This window comes from Rhizobium sp. HT1-10 (assembly GCF_049472505.1).
GTDB lineage: Bacteria > Pseudomonadota > Alphaproteobacteria > Rhizobiales > Rhizobiaceae > Rhizobium.
Genome location: NZ_JBCEBQ010000007.1, coordinates 83,994 through 99,213 on the forward strand (window position 1 = coordinate 83,994; position 15,220 = coordinate 99,213).

18 protein-coding genes are annotated in these 15,220 nt (G+C 63.9%); 10 read left to right on the forward strand and 8 right to left on the reverse strand.

Annotation, left to right across the window (positions count from 1 at the left end):
- The first annotated feature begins 3 nt into the window (after positions 1–3).
- From VH564_RS17655 to VH564_RS17670, 4 genes are all read left to right on the forward strand, one after another.
- Complete coding sequence (locus VH564_RS17655; protein ID WP_423341170.1) at positions 4–915, forward strand: ribokinase; 912 nt, start codon at positions 4–6, stop codon at positions 913–915.
- Positions 912–1,754 carry a BtpA/SgcQ family protein gene (locus VH564_RS17660; RefSeq protein WP_423341171.1) on the forward strand — a complete coding sequence of 281 codons (843 nt, stop codon included), beginning with the start codon at positions 912–914 and terminating at the stop codon, positions 1,752–1,754. Before VH564_RS17655 ends, VH564_RS17660 begins: the two co-directional genes overlap by 4 nt.
- A 38-nt stretch (positions 1,755–1,792) precedes the next feature.
- Positions 1,793–2,998 carry a Zn-dependent hydrolase gene (locus VH564_RS17665; protein ID WP_423341368.1) on the forward strand — a complete coding sequence of 402 codons (1,206 nt, stop codon included), beginning with the start codon at positions 1,793–1,795 and terminating at the stop codon, positions 2,996–2,998.
- A gap of 280 nt (positions 2,999–3,278) precedes the next feature.
- Entirely contained in the window at positions 3,279–4,199 is a 921-nt protein-coding gene (locus VH564_RS17670) for an XdhC family protein (protein WP_423341172.1), read from the forward strand.
- A 74-nt stretch (positions 4,200–4,273) separates the two neighbouring features.
- Here the strand turns inward: VH564_RS17670 and VH564_RS17675 are convergent, their stop codons facing one another.
- From VH564_RS17675 to VH564_RS17700, 6 genes are all read right to left on the reverse strand, one after another.
- Entirely contained in the window at positions 4,274–5,578 is a 1,305-nt protein-coding gene (locus VH564_RS17675; RefSeq protein WP_423341369.1) for an alpha/beta hydrolase, read from the reverse strand.
- Between the two features lie 158 nt (positions 5,579–5,736).
- Positions 5,737–6,414 (reverse strand): ChrR family anti-sigma-E factor, encoded by a 678-nt coding sequence (locus tag VH564_RS17680; protein WP_423341173.1) that lies wholly within the window; start codon positions 6,412–6,414, stop codon positions 5,737–5,739.
- Positions 6,378–6,944 (reverse strand): sigma-70 family RNA polymerase sigma factor, encoded by a 567-nt coding sequence (locus VH564_RS17685; protein WP_423341174.1) that lies wholly within the window; start codon positions 6,942–6,944, stop codon positions 6,378–6,380. The genes VH564_RS17680 and VH564_RS17685 overlap by 37 nt, the downstream gene beginning before the upstream one ends.
- 165 nt (positions 6,945–7,109) lie before the next feature.
- On the reverse strand, positions 7,110–7,562 hold the full coding sequence (locus VH564_RS17690) for a DUF3429 domain-containing protein (protein WP_423341175.1): 453 nt from the start codon (positions 7,560–7,562) through the stop codon (positions 7,110–7,112).
- Positions 7,559–8,554 (reverse strand): NAD(P)/FAD-dependent oxidoreductase, encoded by a 996-nt coding sequence (locus VH564_RS17695; RefSeq protein ID WP_423341176.1) that lies wholly within the window; start codon positions 8,552–8,554, stop codon positions 7,559–7,561. Before VH564_RS17695 ends, VH564_RS17690 begins: the two co-directional genes overlap by 4 nt.
- Before the next feature lie 77 nt (positions 8,555–8,631).
- A complete protein-coding gene (locus tag VH564_RS17700; protein WP_423341177.1) occupies positions 8,632–9,267 on the reverse strand; it encodes a Urease operon accessory protein in 636 nt (211 codons plus the stop codon).
- 146 nt (positions 9,268–9,413) lie between these two features.
- Here VH564_RS17700 and folE point away from each other — a divergent pair, with 146 nt between their 5' ends.
- The 4 genes from folE (at position 9,414) to VH564_RS17720 (ending at position 11,873) form a co-directional block, all read left to right on the forward strand.
- Positions 9,414–10,022, forward strand: coding sequence for a GTP cyclohydrolase I FolE (gene folE / locus VH564_RS17705; protein WP_423341178.1), 609 nt, complete (start codon positions 9,414–9,416; stop codon positions 10,020–10,022).
- A gap of 26 nt (positions 10,023–10,048) precedes the next feature.
- The gene (locus VH564_RS17710; protein WP_423341179.1) at positions 10,049–10,756 is read left to right on the forward strand and encodes an SDR family NAD(P)-dependent oxidoreductase; all 708 of its coding nucleotides are present in this window, start codon (positions 10,049–10,051) and stop codon (positions 10,754–10,756) included.
- 55 nt (positions 10,757–10,811) lie between these two features.
- Entirely contained in the window at positions 10,812–11,177 is a 366-nt protein-coding gene (locus tag VH564_RS17715) for a thiol-disulfide oxidoreductase DCC family protein (RefSeq protein WP_423341180.1), read from the forward strand.
- A 93-nt stretch (positions 11,178–11,270) separates the two neighbouring features.
- Positions 11,271–11,873, forward strand: a complete 603-nt coding sequence (locus VH564_RS17720) for a response regulator (RefSeq protein ID WP_423341181.1) — start codon at positions 11,271–11,273, stop codon at positions 11,871–11,873.
- Between the two features lie 15 nt (positions 11,874–11,888).
- Here the strand turns inward: VH564_RS17720 and VH564_RS17725 are convergent, their stop codons facing one another.
- Positions 11,889–13,259, reverse strand: coding sequence for an ATP-binding protein (locus VH564_RS17725; protein ID WP_423341182.1), 1,371 nt, complete (start codon positions 13,257–13,259; stop codon positions 11,889–11,891).
- A complete protein-coding gene (locus VH564_RS17730; protein WP_423341183.1) occupies positions 13,256–13,924 on the reverse strand; it encodes a response regulator transcription factor in 669 nt (222 codons plus the stop codon). Before VH564_RS17730 ends, VH564_RS17725 begins: the two co-directional genes overlap by 4 nt.
- Positions 13,925–14,060: 136 nt before the next feature.
- On the opposite strand from VH564_RS17730, the gene VH564_RS17735 reads away from it, so the two are divergent.
- Complete coding sequence (locus VH564_RS17735) at positions 14,061–14,558, forward strand: hypothetical protein (RefSeq protein WP_423341184.1); 498 nt, start codon at positions 14,061–14,063, stop codon at positions 14,556–14,558.
- Between the two features lie 55 nt (positions 14,559–14,613).
- Positions 14,614–15,084, forward strand: coding sequence for a hypothetical protein (locus VH564_RS17740; protein ID WP_423341185.1), 471 nt, complete (start codon positions 14,614–14,616; stop codon positions 15,082–15,084).
- Positions 15,085–15,220: the final 136 nt, after the last annotated feature.

The window sequence follows — 15,220 nt, forward strand, 5'->3', positions numbered from 1 at the left end:
ACCATGCGCGTCCACGTCGTCGGCAATGTCTGCATCGATACCACGTTCCGTCTCGGCCGCTTTGCGCGGCCGGGCGAGACGCTGAATGCGGACAGCCACGCCGACGGCGTCGGCGGCAAGGGCGCTAACCAGGCGGTTGCCGCCGCACGGACGGGCGCCAAGGTCGACTTCCTGGCGGCCACCGGCAAGGATCTGGCGGCCACAATCATCCGCGATCTCCTGCAGCCCGAATTCGACGAAGATCTTATGCCGGCTATCGATCTGCCCACCGACCGGTCGACCATCATGGTCGACATGGCGGCCGAGAATGTCATCGTCAGCGGCGTCGCCTGCGCCCAGGCCTTCGAGCCGCTGCGCGACACGGACCTGGAGCGCTCGATCAGGACCGGCGACATCGTCGTCCTGCAGGGCAACCTGCGGGAGGATGTGACCGCCGACTGCCTTCGCTTCGCCAAGGCCTCGGGGGCGACGACGCTGTTCAACCCCAGTCCGCTGGCGCCGGCCAGCACCCCGGATCTCTCCAACGCCGATATCGTCATAGTCAACGAGGGCGAGGCAGAAGCGATCTCCGGCCATGCCGAGCCACTGAGCGCTGCCAAGGATCTGCTCACGCGTGGTGCCGGCACGGTGATCGTCACCCTCGGCGCGCACGGTTGCCTCGTTGTCGACCACAGGCTTGCCGACCGCGTTGCCGGAGCCGCGGCCACGGTGGTCGACACCAGCGGCGCCGGCGATGTTTTCTGCGGCTGTGTCGCCGGATGTCTTGCCCAGCGGATACCGCTGGGGCAAGCCGTGCGCATCGCCACCGCCGCTGCCGCTCTCTCGGTCGGCCGCAGCGGCACCATGCAGTCCTGCCCCAGTCTGCAGGAAATGGCTCACCTCATCGATATGGAAATGGAAACGGAAAACGCATGACAGCCCCCACGAACCGCATCGGCCAGGTGGCCGACAATGTACTGGTCTCCCTGTTCGGCAAGGCCAAGGCTGTGATCGGCGTCGTGCATCTGATGCCGCTCCCCGGCTCGCCGCGCTATGACGGCGAGGCCGTCGAGACGATCTATCAGCGCGGCCTCGATGACGCCAAGGCGTACCTGCACGGCGGCTGCGACGGCGTCATTGTCGAAAATCACGGCGATATTCCCTTCGCCAAGCCGGACGATATCGGGCCGGAAACCTCGGCCTACATGTCCGTCGTCTCCGACCGTATCCGCCGCGAGCTGGGCCGCCCGATCGGCATCAACGTGCTTGCCAATGCGTCGATCCCGGCCCTGTCGATCGCCAGCGCCGCCGGTGCCGGCTTCGTCCGTGTCAATCAATGGGCCAACGCCTATGTCGCCAATGAAGGTTTCATCGAGGGCGAGGCCGCACGTGCCATGCGCTTCCGCGCCAAGCTCCGAGCCAACGGCATCCGCATCTTCGCCGATGCCCATGTCAAGCACGGCGCCCACGCCATTGTCGCCGACCGGCCGGTCGAGGAGCAGGTCAAGGATCTGGTCTTCTTCGATGCCGACGCCGTCATCGCCACCGGCCAGCGCACCGGTCATGCCGCCGATCTCGGCTATATCCGCATGATTAAGGAGGCGGCCGGCCTGCCGACGCTGGTCGGAAGCGGCGTCACCCCGGAGAACGTCAACGACATTCTCGGCATCGTCGACGGCGTCATCGTCGCCAGTTCGCTGAAATATGACGGCGTCTGGTGGAATCCTGTTGAGCTGTCGCGTGTGCAGTCTTTCATTGCAGGCATCAGGCAGTGATTAAGGTCGATATCAACGGGGAGCGGCTGCTGGACCGGATGCGGGTTTTTGCCGAGATCGGCGCCACCCCGGCCGGCGGCGTCAACCGGCAGGCGCTCAGCGACGGCGACCGCGCCGCCCGCCGGCTGCTCTGCGATCTGGCGCTTGCACGGGGGTTCGGCGTGTTCCAGGACAGAATGGCCAACCTCTTCGTCCGACGAGAAGGCCGCAATCCGTCCCGTCCGCCGGTTTTGATCGGCAGCCATCTCGACAGCCAGCCGACCGGCGGGCAGTTCGATGGCGCGCTTGGGACGCTGTCGGCTTTCGAGGTGTTGGAATCCATCGAGGATCTCGCCATCGAGACCGATGGGCCGATCGAGGTTGTCGCGTGGACCAATGAGGAAGGCAGCCGTTTTGCTCCCGGCGTCATGGGTTCCATGGCCTTCGCCGGCGCGGCCGATCCTGCCGCTTGGCAATCGCTCACGGGCGCAGACGGCGCCTCCTTTGCCGACGAGCTGGCGGCAACGCTTGCGGCCCTGCCGGAGGCGACGATGCGTCCGTTCGGAACGCCTGTCGCCGCCTATCTCGAGCTGCACATAGAGCAGGGGCCGTCGCTGGAAAAGGAAAACATCCCGATCGGTGTCGTCACGGGCGTCCAGGGTACGCGCTGGCTGCTGGTCACCCTGTCCGGCCAGGCGGGACATGCCGGCACCACGTCGCTCGCCTACCGACGCGATCCGATGGTCGCCGCCGCCGCTGCCCTGCACCAGCTGCAGGAAGCTATAATGCCCGCCGACCCGCAGGCGCGGCTGACGGTTGGTCGCATGATGACCTATCCCGGTTCGATCAACGCCATTCCGGATTCAGTCGTCTTCAGCATCGATATCCGCCACCCCGATCCCGACCGCCTCGATAGCATCGAGGCCGAGGTGCGCCGGGTCTGCGAGGAGCAGGCGGCCTCGCAGCAGTGCAGCTGCGCCGTCGTGCGCACCTTCGATATGCCCTCGGCAACCTTTTCGCCTGTCGTCGTCGAGACGATCGAGATGGCGGCACGGAGCTTGTCTCTCGCCAGCAAGCGGATGGTCTCGGGCGCCTTTCACGACGCACTGTTCCTGGCGCGCGTGGCGCCCTCGGCCATGATCTTCGTCCCTTGCCGCGACGGCCTCAGCCACAACGAGGCGGAATATGTCGCACCGGAACACATCCTGTCGGGCGCCCGCGTGATGCTTGAGACGACGATTGCCCTGGCAAGGCGACCCGCCTGAGCCGCGCAAGCGACTTGCTGTACCACCGCACTCAACCGCCAACCTCTTAGCTAAAACCAAACTGGCGGCTGACAGGCAGCGCGGGGTCCGCAGGCCCGAGGGTTGACGGATAGCGAAATTTTTGTCGTCTTGGACGAGGACGCCAACTGGATGCCTGCCTGCTGTCTGGCGGGAAGACGGGCCGCCAATACGGAACCTATAACTTGCGCCAAAGTTATATTTGTCCCAAGCTCATTTCAGCCGGCGCTCAGAAGCCGGCGCTACACCGAAGGACTGCTCGTTGTCGCTCATCCAGACCAGACCGGACGTCACGCCGCTGATGGCGTTCATGACCGACGACAGCCAGCAGATTTTGCAATATGCAGCCGACTCCTTTGACGCTGGCGTGGGCACTGTCCTTGTCACCCTGGTGGAAATCCGCGGCGGCGCGGCGCGCGCCCTCGGTGCCCAGATGACGGTGCGGGAGGACGGGCTCTATTGTGGTTACGTCTCCGGCGGCTGCACGGAAGCAGCCGTTGCGGCTGAGGCATTGCAGGCGATCTCGAAGGGCAACGACCGCTTCCTGAGGCTGGGCGAAGGATCCCGTTTCTTCGATATCGTCCTTCCTTGCGGTGGCGGCATCACGCTCGCGATCCATGTGCTGCGCGAAAGCCTGAACCTCCACACCGTTCTCGAAGGATTGAAGACAAGACGTCGGATGGGATTGCATTACGATGCCGGCATGCAGTCCCTGACCGCATCCGCCTTTCCGGAAGAGACGTCGTGGGACGGATCGCATCTGCAGCGGGGCTACCGCCCCCGCCCTCGCCTTTTCCTGAGTGGCAGGTCGATCGAGGCCGAGCGGACCATGCAGCTTGCGCTCTCGACCGGCTACGACGTCCTGCGACGCGAGGACATGGCGGACCTTCCGCAGGCGTTGTTCGATGCGGATGTGGCCGTGGCGCTGCTGCATCACGATCTTGACGTGGAGCTTCCGGTTCTGCGCGCGGCGCTCGACGGCAAGCCCTTCTACATCGGCGCGCTCGGCAGTTCGACGACCCATCGGCGGCGAACGGAAGCGTTGGTGAGCCTCGGCTACCGACAGGCGGATATCGACCGGATCAAGGCGCCGATCGGCATCATTGCCAAGGCCCGCGATGCCAACACTCTGGCCCTGTCCGTGCTCGGAGACGTCGCGGCCGCCTACGCCGTATCCCGCTGATCTCCATCAGCCCTATGCATGTCGTCGGTCGCCGCGCGATCGCCGATGTTTAAGCCGCCTTAGGCGCAACATCGCTATCTCTTGCAACTGCCCTGAGGATCGGGTCGATCTGTCGGACACGCGCCTTCGGAGCGTGGCTGCCCTACCGGCAGGCCGGCAACGCCGACCGTATCGCCAACCGAGCCCGCCGTATTTTCGAGAGATCGACCGAGCCGGTTTACCTGTTCGCCGTAATTGCGCCGGGTGCGCGGGTCGAAGACGGCGATTGGCGCGCTGACGGCTACGCTTGCCGCGTTGCCGACGGCGGTGGAGACACCTAGCGCAACGGCGCCGACCGCTTCTCCGAGGCCCACATCGGAATCGGTGATGGTCTGCCCGGATATCAATCTTTGTCCGATCAGCTTCACCACTTCGGCGCTCTCTGCGAATTTGCCGTGGTTCAGGCTGTCACCGGATTTCAGCTTGGTGAGGTCGATGACGCTGATGCCGGCCTTCTCGAACTGCGTCCGATAGGGCTCGGCATTGGCGTCGACCTGGCCCAGGCGATCGACATTGCCGGAAATCCGCCTGGATACGCCGAGCGCGCGGTCGTCCTGGGAGACGAAGAGGGTGAAGTGCGGCGCGTTCTTGCCGAGGGCGATGAACTGCCGGCTGAAGACGTCGACGTCAAGATCGGGAGACGCGAGGATGACGTTCTTGATCTTCGGCAGCGTCCGTCCATCGCGGATCGCCATCTGCCGGAGCGCTTCGACCGCCAGCCAGGTGCCCATCGAATGGGCCATGACCGTGATTTCGCCGATCGATGGTTCCGCGTCGATCCGCCGAAGAAGATCCTCCAGCGCGTCGCGCGAGTAGTTGGTGCTTTCCTTGTCGTAATTGTAGTCGAAAATGCTCGCCCGCGACGGCCATGTGAAGACGACGGGAACGACTTCGGCACCGGAATCATGGACGATCTGGGCGAAGCGATAGACGGCATCCTCGTAGCGATTGTTGAATCCGTGAACGAAAACGAGCGCCCGCCGACTGCGTGGAAGGTTTTTCTTCAGCCAGGCTTCGTCCTCCGCTTTGGAGACCAGCGGCTTGACGTTGACAGTCGCGAATTCCTTGATCGGGTTCGCCGGCAGGCGCCTCGGCCATTGAACCTGGCCGACCGTGCGGTTGGCTTCCGGCGGAATGGACACCGTTATTGCATCGACCTTCAGCCCCGTGCCGCGCTCACCCGTGAACAGGATCGACTTGTCTTCGGACGGCGCCCTGGTCGTCGCGGCCAGCAGGTGCACCTGCGAGGTGCCGGGGATGACCGCTCCGCTTGGCGCCATGACGCCAATCAGCCGCCCGCCGCATCCGCTGAGAAGAAGCAGTGCCACACATATGGCCAAAGGCGCGACGCGGCGGGTGCGCGCCGCGGAAACGGCATCGATATCTGCTTGGCCGTCATGTGCCACTGGTGCTTCCCGCTCATCTGTTCGCTTTCCTCATACCGTCACCAGCATGTCCGTTCCAGAGCTTTCCGCATTATCAGGCAACTCTTACATTCCTAGATGCCGATGAACGGCTGAATAAAGCGCAGCATTCGACTGGTGAAGCGCAACGGCGCTTCCGTGATGGCAAGACAGATGCAGTCTTCGCCCGGCGTCGCGGCCGGCTGGTGGGTCAACTCATCGTCAGCCAGTTCGACATCCCCGCGCTTGAAGACCGCAACGGAATCGCCAAAGCTTCCGGCCAGCACAAGGGTGAGCTCGCGTCCGCGGTGCCCGTGCTCGGGAACGGGTTTCCCCGCCGGGATCTTCAGCAGGCGGACGATTGTGCTCGGGTCGGATGTCGGGATTTTCATCTGCGAGGCGCCGCTCCCGAGCGAACGCCATTTCAGGCCGCCCGCAGCATCCACATAGGACAGCAAGGGCTGCGGCAGCAGCGGATCCCACCGGATTTGGGGCTCCGGGTCGGCCGCCGCCGGGCTCGCCATGCGCCTTTTCATGTCTTCCCAGCGGTCGGCCCCAGCCGGTTCCACCTGTTCACACTCGAGAAAATAGCCGCCTATGGTTTCGAATTCACGCAGGCGGGCGCGGCAACTCGGGCAAAAAGACAGATGCGTCGAAACGCCTATGTTCCAACCCTCCGAAAGCGTTCCGGCAGCATGGGACATCAGCAGCTCGTCGCCGAGATGGTGCGAGACCATCACTCGTCCCTCAATATGTTGCGTAGCTTCAGGCATGCATTCCTTATCCTTGATTTAACAGTGCCGATCGGGATGCCGAGCGAAGCGGCAATAGCCGGGTGTGCCATGTCCTCGAAGAAAGACATTCTGAGCGCCTTCACCTCGTCCGGCTTGAGCGAGGCCATGGCCAGTCTCAGCCGCTCCGCGTCCTGCTCCTTGTCGAAGGCAATATCGGCCGCCGGCGTGTCGTCGGGGACGAAGGAGGGATCGTTCGGATCGAAATCCGGACGCGGTCCGCGGCGCAGCGCGTCTATGCGCACGTTTCGGGCGATCGTATATATCCAGGTGGAGGCGGCTCCCCTTTCCGGATCGAATTGATTGGCTTTGCGCCAAACCGAAAGCATCGCCTCCTGTGCCATCTCCTCGGCCTGAATTCGATCTCCCCCGATCCGGAACATGTAGGAGCGTACTTTGGGGACGAAGTACTTGTAGAGAGCCTCGTAGGAATCCACGTCTTGCCGCTCGGCGACCGCGGCCATCAGCGCGTTGATGCGGTTCCGGTCGAGTGCGGGTTGTGTGTCTGCCAAAGGCAGGACCTTCCTATCAAAACGTGGCAGTCTCGCGGGACGCGTCGTGGCGGCCTGTTGGACAGAGGATGCAATTCGGTCGCGCTCGAGTGATCTCATGGCCGGTATACGGGTGCTTGCCGATGCCGGATCATTTTTGCACGGTGCCAGTATGCCGAGCCTTCTTCAAGGGGAGGCTGCGAGCATCCATTTGAGAAGCATGACGGCGTAGCCGAGCGAAACCAGCAGCGTCACCGCCAATCGCAACCTCCAATACCAGCGCCGCGCCCCGTCTCCGGCGTAGATTCCATGGTCGACGACAAGCAGAATCGCAAAGACGATCAACTGGATCAGGAGGGCTACGGGCGAAAGGCTGAAGACCGCCGTTGCAAAGGAGATGAGGGCCAGCCCATTGCTCGTGACCAGCAGCAGGATGGTGCTGCGGTTGCCCTGCGGTCCGGCTTGCACGCAGCCCCAGAGCGCTCCGGCCAGGAACGCGCTGATGATCGCGCCATAGGTCACAAAGAGCAAAGCGGTGTTGAGCCCGAACAGGCTTTCGGGCGAAAGCGCCAGAAACCAGAAGGGCAGAACGCCTGAGAGGGTTAGAACGGTAGAGACCTGGCGCGGGCTGGCGTTCATTCCGCGGCCTCTATGATGGCAGCAAGGGCGTCGCCGAGACCGGCGCCACTGAGGAAGGCCGCTTCCACCCGGCCGGCGATGCACCAGTCGCCGCAGGCGGCGAGCTGGGAATCGCGGTCGATAAGGTAGGGCTCCCCAGCGGCCTGCTGGACATTGGCATAGCGCCAGCGATGGACGGTTGCCGCTTGCGCTTCGTCGGGGTCGATCTGGACATAGAGCCGCAGCGCCTCCAGCATCTGCTGCTTGATGCTGTCCAGCGGCTTTTCGATATTCACATCGGCCCAGACCGAGTTGGAATTGGCCACAAGACAGGGCGTCGATGGTCTTCCGGGCTTTGTGTTGTTGAGCGAAATCCAGTTGATGACGGGATCGTCGACATGGGCTGCAGCAAAAGGGAAACGCGCGAAATGACGCAGCGTCGTCATCAGCGTGAAGCAGGCGTTCATCTCGACGCTGCCGAGCTTGTCGTGATGGGCGAAGCGGGCCGGAAGCAGCCGCGCCGACTGCGGCGCAGGCGCCGCGGCAACCACCCAATCGAACGGCCCTTCCGTGCTGTCACGGACACTCACGAACCATCGACCAGGCTCCCCGCTGATGGCGCCGACCTGCGCGTGCGGGTGGATATCGATGCCGCCCGACAGGAACTTCGGCAGCGCGTTCATCGACGGATTGCCGACATAGCGGATCGTTCCCTTTGCCGTCCGCTCTATCAGCCCATCCTCGCCGAGCGACGCCACCTGGCCGCTCCACGGCTCCACCAGCCCTTCGGCTCGGGCAGCCTCCAGCGCGTCGTGAAACCGAGCGTCTCGAATTGTGAGATATTGGGCGCCATGGTCATAGCTGACGCCGTCGATCCAACGCGTTGCCATACGACCGCCGACACCATGGCTCTTTTCGAATATACTGACGTCAGCGCGATCCGAAAGTCCCCGTGCAAGGGTCAGTCCGGCCATTCCCGCCCCGATAATGCCTATCCGTATGCTCACCGCCATCAATCTTCCGGTCCGTTAAGCCCGCCTTCTCGAGAAAAGGCGCGGCATGTCTCGTTGCATCTGGCAGCGACGTCGCCTCAGGCGCCGCAGTCTGCATATCGTTGCGGTACTGCCGTCAGCCTGCGGACGCGTCCCTCGACGATGTAGCGTTCTATGAGAACGCGTTCGGCGTCGAAAGGATGCCCGTTCCATCCCTCATGGTCGAAACCTGCGAGCATGACGCGGTCTCCGACGTCTGCCGCCTCCTCGATGACATAGGCGATCGCCATCAGGCCAGAGCTTGGCACGATATATTCCGCCGACCGGATGGCTTTCAGTTCGATGTCGATCCTGTCGTGGTGGCGGCGCGGAATGACCTTGAATGCCTTGCCGGTCTCTGCGGCGAACTCGGCGAACTCGGCCGTGTAATCGTCACAGAAGTCCTCCAGCCCAGGGGCGAGGCCGGACTTCAGTTCTGCAAATTTCATGCTGTCGCGAACGCACCAGATCTCGGAGGCGCCGGCCACCGCCGGTAATTCCCGCCAGGCGCGTTGCCTGACCATCCCGTGCGCCGGCCGTCCGGTGTTGCAGACGGCGACGACGTCCGTGCGCGATCCGCCGCGACCGAGCGAGCGGCAATCGTTGAAGCGGATGACAAGATCGCAAGCGTCGATCATCACCGCCTCATGGCTCTCAAAGGAGCCGTTCCCAACAATTGCAATCTTGCGTGACACGCGGGCCATCCGTGGATTTTTCGAGAGATACGTCATCGTCGCTGAAACGGATCAAACAGGCATCTTCCGCGAAGGGAAAGGCATTTTGATCTGAAATTCCGCAAATCGCGTAATGCCGGTCGATTATCGAAATCTGGAGAGTGTGTATGGATGCGATTGCCAACACGGCCGGCCTTGTGGCCGCTTCTGACCAACCGACGCAGGCGGAAGCCGAGGCGGCCGTACGGACGCTGATCCGCTGGGCCGGCGACGACCCGGCGCGCGAGGGCCTGCTCGACACGCCGAAGCGCGTTGCCAAGGCCTACCGGGAGCTTTTCTCCGGTTATGAAAAGGTGCCGGAGGACGTGCTGTCCCGGACTTTCTCCGAGGTTTCGGGCTACAAGGACATGGTGATCGTCAAGGATATCGCCTTCCACTCCCATTGCGAGCACCACATGGTGCCATTCCACGGCGTGGCCCACATTGCCTATGTTCCTGACGGCGGCGTCCTCGGGCTGTCGAAGATGGCACGGCTCGTCGACCTCTATGCGAGACGCCTCCAGACCCAGGAAACCATGACCGCCCAGATTGCCCAGGCCCTGGATGACAGCCTGCGGCCGAAGGGCGTGGCCGTCATGATCGAGGCCGAGCATATGTGCATGGCCATGCGCGGCATCGCCAAGCAGGGTGCAAAGACGCTGACCACCAGCTTCACCGGAAGCTTCGAAATGTCGGCATCCGACCAGTCGCGTTTTATCATGCTCGTGCGGGGCTGACGGTCGGTCGGAGAAAGGAGGAGCCAATGTCGGATGCTTTGATGATGTCGCTCGATGTCGGCTATCGCGCTCTGGTGATCGGGGCGAGTGGCGGGATCGGCAAGGCGCTGGCGGACCAGCTGGCCGAGGACGGCAATTGCGAGAAGATCGTCCGCCTCTCCCGTCGCGCGGATGGGCTCGATGTCACGGACGAGGCTTCGGTCCAGAGGGTCGCCGAGGGGCTGGGACGCCAGGAGTTCGACATCATCCTCTGCGCGACCGGCGCACTGACCATCGGCGGGGTCGGGCCAGAGAAATCGATCAAGCAGATCTCGGCCGAGGCAATGATGGCGCAGTTTGCGCTGAATGCCGTCGGTCCGGCTCTTGTCCTCAAGTATTTCGCGCCGCTTCTTGCAAGGCGGCGTCGCGCAATCATGGCATTCCTGTCGGCAAGGGTCGGTTCGATCGGCGACAATGCACTGGGCGGCTGGATTTCCTACCGCGCGTCGAAGGCGGCGCTCAACCAGATCGTTCACACTGCGGCCATCGAGATTGCTCGGACAGCGCCGGCCTCGACCATCGTCGCCATCCATCCGGGCACGGTGAAGACCGAGCTGTCGGAGGCATTTGCCGCAGGACACCAGCGCTTCGAGCCCAGCGATGCCGCCCAGCGCATCCTGACGACCCTGGATGGATTGCAGTCCAGGGATACGGGACGTTTCTTCGCCTATGACGGCACGACCATCCCCTGGTGACGTGGGACAACAGACTTTCTTCTGATCCGAAGCGCGGGGGCCCCGTATACCCTTCATGATCAGGATATTTTACGACGGCGCCTGCGGCTTGTGTACGCGGGAAATCAACCACTACCGCAAGGTCGCGCCTGAAGGCGTGTTCGACTGGGTGGACGTCATGGCCAATCCGACCGCCCTGGCAAACGAGCCGATGTCGCTGGCCGATGCCCTCATGGAACTGCATGCCAAGGACGACAATGGCGTCATGCATGTCGGCGTCGATGCTTTCCTGCTGATCTGGCGGAACATCCCCAGCTGGAGACTGGTTGGGACCATCGCCGGCTTCCCGCCGGTGACGGCATTGATGCGGGCGATCTACCCCGTTTTCGCGCGCTGGCGCTTTGCAAGGCTTGCCCATTGCCAGGTCGCGGCGCGTTCGTAGGCGAGCGCGACGACCTTTTGTCTCTCCGATATCCCGAGAGCAGCGTTCCGCTTTTATGCCAATCACGGTCTTAACCAGATGCGAGAAAGTGCGATGAACCAGGCGGCAGCGAGACTTGAACATCCAACCGGCACCTATGGGCTCAACCATGGATCGATCCTTATCGTCGATGACGACGGCGTCTTTGCCCATCGGCTGGCGAGAGCCTTTTCCGACCGTGGCTTCGAGGTCGAGGTATGCGAGACTGTCGACCGAGCGATAGAGATCGTCGGCGACCGTCATCCCGACATCGTCATCACCGACCTTCGGATCCACGACAGAAGCGGCCTCGACGTGATAGAAGCCGTCCGGGCGCTGTCCAGCCAAACGAAGACGCTTGTGCTCACCGGCTACGGAAACATCCATTCCGCAGTTGTCGCCGTCAAGCTCGGCGCCACAGAGTTCCTCAGCAAGCCGGCGGACGCGGATGAAATCCTCGAAGTCCTCGGTTTGCTGGACAAGTCGCACGTCCGGGCTGCGACATCGCTGATCCCTCCTGACATGGCGCGCTGGGAGCATATTCTCAGCGTCTTCGAGGGGACCGGCCGCAACATGTCGGAATCGGCCCGTCTGCTCAACATGCACCGCCGCACCCTGCAAAGGATGCTCGCCCGCGGCGCGCCGGAGCCAGGGCACACGCCGCATGAGGCCGCCTGACCAATAATCCCCCTCTCAGCCTTTCGGCTGACGAAGCGCCGGCAGCCGGAGGACGGCCTTGAGGCCTTTTGGCAGGTTGGGTTCCAGCAGGAGGGAGCCGCCGTAGAGGCCGGCCATTTCCACGACGATGGTGAGGCCGAAACCGTCTCCCGGGACGCGCTCGTCCTCGCGCACTCCCGGGGACAGCACGGCCTGAAGGCGGTCCTGCGGAATGCCCGGTCCATCGTCGGCAAAGGCGATCCGCACGAAGGCGCCATCCCGCGCCGCCTCCACCCTGACCTGGCTGGCTGCCCATTTGAAGGCATTGTCCATAAGGTTTCCGAGCATCTCCTCGACATCGCTCGCCTCGCAGGCAACGGACAGGCCCTCTGCGACGTCGGCCTGGAAGGCGATCATGCGATCGGCGTAGATGTGGCCGATCGCGCCGTGGAGATCGGCAAGTGCGGCTGCGACATCCGTGGTCGCCGCGCTGTCGTTCGATGCCATGACGCGGCGGGCGGCGCTGAGATGATGCTTGATGCGGTTGTCGATGCGCAAGGCAAGGCTGCGCAGCGTGCCGTCCGGATCGTTGCCATCGTCCAGCCCGAGAAGCAGGCTTGCGACGGGCGTCTTGAGGCCATGCGCCAAGTTGGCGAACTGGATGCGCGTCGCGCTCAGTCGCTCCTCGTTCGATTGCAGAAGTGCATTGGCGTTTGAGGCAAGCGGTGAAAGCTCGACTGTCGCCTGATCCGGCAGCCGCGACCGGTCGCCACGCTCGATGGCCGCAATGTCGTCCGCCATCGATTTCAGCGGCCTCAGGCCGAACCGGATCTGCCAGAGCGTGCCTGCCAGAAGAACGAGGCCGAGCAGCAGCATGCAGGGAACGAGCCAGAGGAGCGCCCGCCAGGCCGGGTCGACCAGTGCGCTCTCCGGCGCGGTCGCGGTAATCAGCAGCAGTTCGCCGTCTATGTCGCGCGTGCTCTGGCGAAGATAGAGCCTGCGGCCCTGCGCCTCGCCTGCCCCAGGCGTCGGCATGGAGGTCAGCATCTGGACGAAATCCTGGCGCGGCGGCGGCGCGTCGATGGTCCCGTCGAGAAGCGAGTGCGAGACGAGGTGCTGATCCCTCCCGTCGATCTGCCAGTACCAGCCGGAACCGGGGCGATCGAAGGGCGGCGCATCCAGCTTTGCCGACAGCGCTATCCTGCCGTTCCTGTCATGGGAGACGGTGGCGGCAAGGGCGCCGATCTGCGTGTCGAGGCGCTGGTCGACCTGTTCGCGGATGACTGCATTCAAGGCAAGCCACAGCACCGCCGCAGCGACCACCAGCGCCAGCGTCACGAAGACCCCCGAAAAGATCAGCAGCCGCCCGGCGATCGACTTGGGTCGCCTTAAGAGAACGCGTTTCATGTCGCCCCCGCTGCGGTTAGCATGTAGCCGCGACCGCGCACGGTCTCGATCAGTTCCGGGCGGAGCTTCTTGCGCAGCCGCCCGATGATGACCTCTATCGAGTTGGAATCGACCTCCGCGTCTCCGTCATAGACGCGTTCGTTGAGCTCCCTGCGATCGACGACGGTTTCCTTGCGGAGCATCAGGCAGGACAGTACCCGCCATTCCAGTGCCGTCAGCTTGAGAGGCAGGCCATCGAGCTCGAAGGTGCCGAGCTGGGCATCGAACACCAATGCACCGCAGCTCACGCGCGCGGCGGCGTGACCGGTGGCCCGGCGGACCAGCGCCCGGAGGCGCAGCACCAGCTCCTCCACCCTGAACGGCTTGCCGAGAAAATCGTCGGCGCCGGCCTTGAAGCTCGACACCTTGTCAGGCCAGCCGTCGCGGGCGGTGAGCACCAGCACCGGCAGGTTGCGCTCACCCTCGCGCCAGGTCTTCAGAACGGTGACGCCATCGACCTTCGGCAGCCCGAGATCCAGAACCGCAACGTCGAACATCTCGGTGAGACCCGCATGGATCGCATCCTCTCCGTTGCGAGCGACATCGACGACGAAATTTTCGGCTCTCAGGGCGCTGGCGATACGGCCGCTGAGGTCGTCGTCGTCTTCAACAAGCAATACGCGCATGGGGGGAGACTTTCCGCTGCAAGAGATGGGGCTAGTCCTATCGAAAATGCCTGAACTCAATCTGAACCAGCGGGTTCAGGCGCGTGAGGGGACATAGCGCGTAAGTTGGCGTTGTCACTTACCAAGGAGATCGAAGATGACGATCGAGCATGATACCAGCGAAGGCCCTGGCAAGGGTCCAAGACATCTGCCGCCGCACCTACGCCGTCGAGGCTGGGTCGTGCTGCCGGCGGTGGCGGTTGCCCTTGCAGTCGGCGTGGCCGGCGGTGCGGTCGCGATGAAGATGGTTCGCCCGACAGCGGAAATGGCGCCGATGACGCCCGTTGCGATTTCGGCGATGCCGACCTCCGGCCTCGTGACCATCAAGGGCACCGTTGCGGAGATCTACGGCAACAAGTTCGTTCTGCAGGATGCCAGCGGCCGGGCCCTTGTTGAGACCGGACCGGCCGGCGAAGGCGGCGGCCTGGTGACCCAGAACGAAGCCGTTACCGTGCAGGGCCGCTTCGACCAGGGCTTTGTCCAGGCGAGCTATCTCGTCGACAAGGATGGAAAGGCCGAAGAACTGCGTGCGCCCGGCCCGCCTCCACCGCCACCACCCGAGTTCGGCGGTCCTGCACATCCTCCGCGGCCTTGATGGCTTCCACCCCCATCAGTCAACGCCTCTTCAACCCCAAGAGAAAGATGATCCCATGAAACAATACCTGCTATCCGCCGTGGCTTTTGCCGCTTTTGCCGGTGCCGCCTTCGCGCAGCAGCCACCTCCCCCGCCGGCTCCCCCAACGGGCCCTGCGCCGGTGGTCGATCCGGCAGCGCCTCCGCCACCTCCGCCGGCTCCCGGTGGCCCCGGTCCTGCCGACCGCGCCGGTCCTCCGCCGCTCGGTCCGGATGGCGGCCCGCGCGGCCCCGGCGGCCCTGGCGGCCCTGGCGGCCCTGGTGGTCCCGGTGGTCCTGGTGGACCTGGTCCCGACATGGGTCCGGACGGTCATCGCCCGCCCCCGCCGCCGCCGCCTCCGCCGTCCAAGGCAGCCCATTTCCACATCGACGATGGGCGCAACGTGATCGACATCAAGTGCGCGGACGATGAACCGATGAAGGCCTGCTCCGATACCCTGATGCAGGTTCTCGATCGCCTGAAGGGACCGACCCCGCCAGCCCGCTAGGCTGAGCGTACCGCCAGATCGCAGCCGCGCATCCACCCGATGCGCGGCTGTTGCCGTCAAGCCTCCTGCCTTTGCGCCAAGCGCGATGCCACCCGCGCTGATCGGCCGATTTGCCGCATTGAAGTTGCTGCCTTCA

What these genes read in the sequence shown, in the direction of transcription:
- VH564_RS17710 (WP_423341179.1), top strand. Translation starts at nt 10,049, where the DNA reads ATGTCGGATGCTTTGATGATGTCGCTCGATGTCGGCTATCGCGCTCTG.
- VH564_RS17725 (WP_423341182.1), bottom strand. Translation starts at nt 13,259, where the DNA reads ATGAAACGCGTTCTCTTAAGGCGACCCAAGTCGATCGCCGGGCGGCTG.
- VH564_RS17740 (WP_423341185.1), top strand. Translation starts at nt 14,614, where the DNA reads ATGAAACAATACCTGCTATCCGCCGTGGCTTTTGCCGCTTTTGCCGGT.
- VH564_RS17660 (WP_423341171.1), top strand. Translation starts at nt 912, where the DNA reads ATGACAGCCCCCACGAACCGCATCGGCCAGGTGGCCGACAATGTACTG.
- VH564_RS17720 (WP_423341181.1), top strand. Translation starts at nt 11,271, where the DNA reads ATGAACCAGGCGGCAGCGAGACTTGAACATCCAACCGGCACCTATGGG.
- VH564_RS17730 (WP_423341183.1), bottom strand. Translation starts at nt 13,924, where the DNA reads ATGCGCGTATTGCTTGTTGAAGACGACGACGACCTCAGCGGCCGTATC.
- VH564_RS17690 (WP_423341175.1), bottom strand. Translation starts at nt 7,562, where the DNA reads ATGAACGCCAGCCCGCGCCAGGTCTCTACCGTTCTAACCCTCTCAGGC.
- folE (WP_423341178.1), top strand. Translation starts at nt 9,414, where the DNA reads ATGGATGCGATTGCCAACACGGCCGGCCTTGTGGCCGCTTCTGACCAA.
- VH564_RS17695 (WP_423341176.1), bottom strand. Translation starts at nt 8,554, where the DNA reads ATGGCGGTGAGCATACGGATAGGCATTATCGGGGCGGGAATGGCCGGA.
- VH564_RS17655 (WP_423341170.1), top strand. Translation starts at nt 4, where the DNA reads ATGCGCGTCCACGTCGTCGGCAATGTCTGCATCGATACCACGTTCCGT.
- VH564_RS17735 (WP_423341184.1), top strand. Translation starts at nt 14,061, where the DNA reads ATGACGATCGAGCATGATACCAGCGAAGGCCCTGGCAAGGGTCCAAGA.
- VH564_RS17680 (WP_423341173.1), bottom strand. Translation starts at nt 6,414, where the DNA reads ATGCCTGAAGCTACGCAACATATTGAGGGACGAGTGATGGTCTCGCAC.
- VH564_RS17715 (WP_423341180.1), top strand. Translation starts at nt 10,812, where the DNA reads ATGATCAGGATATTTTACGACGGCGCCTGCGGCTTGTGTACGCGGGAA.
- VH564_RS17665 (WP_423341368.1), top strand. Translation starts at nt 1,793, where the DNA reads ATGCGGGTTTTTGCCGAGATCGGCGCCACCCCGGCCGGCGGCGTCAAC.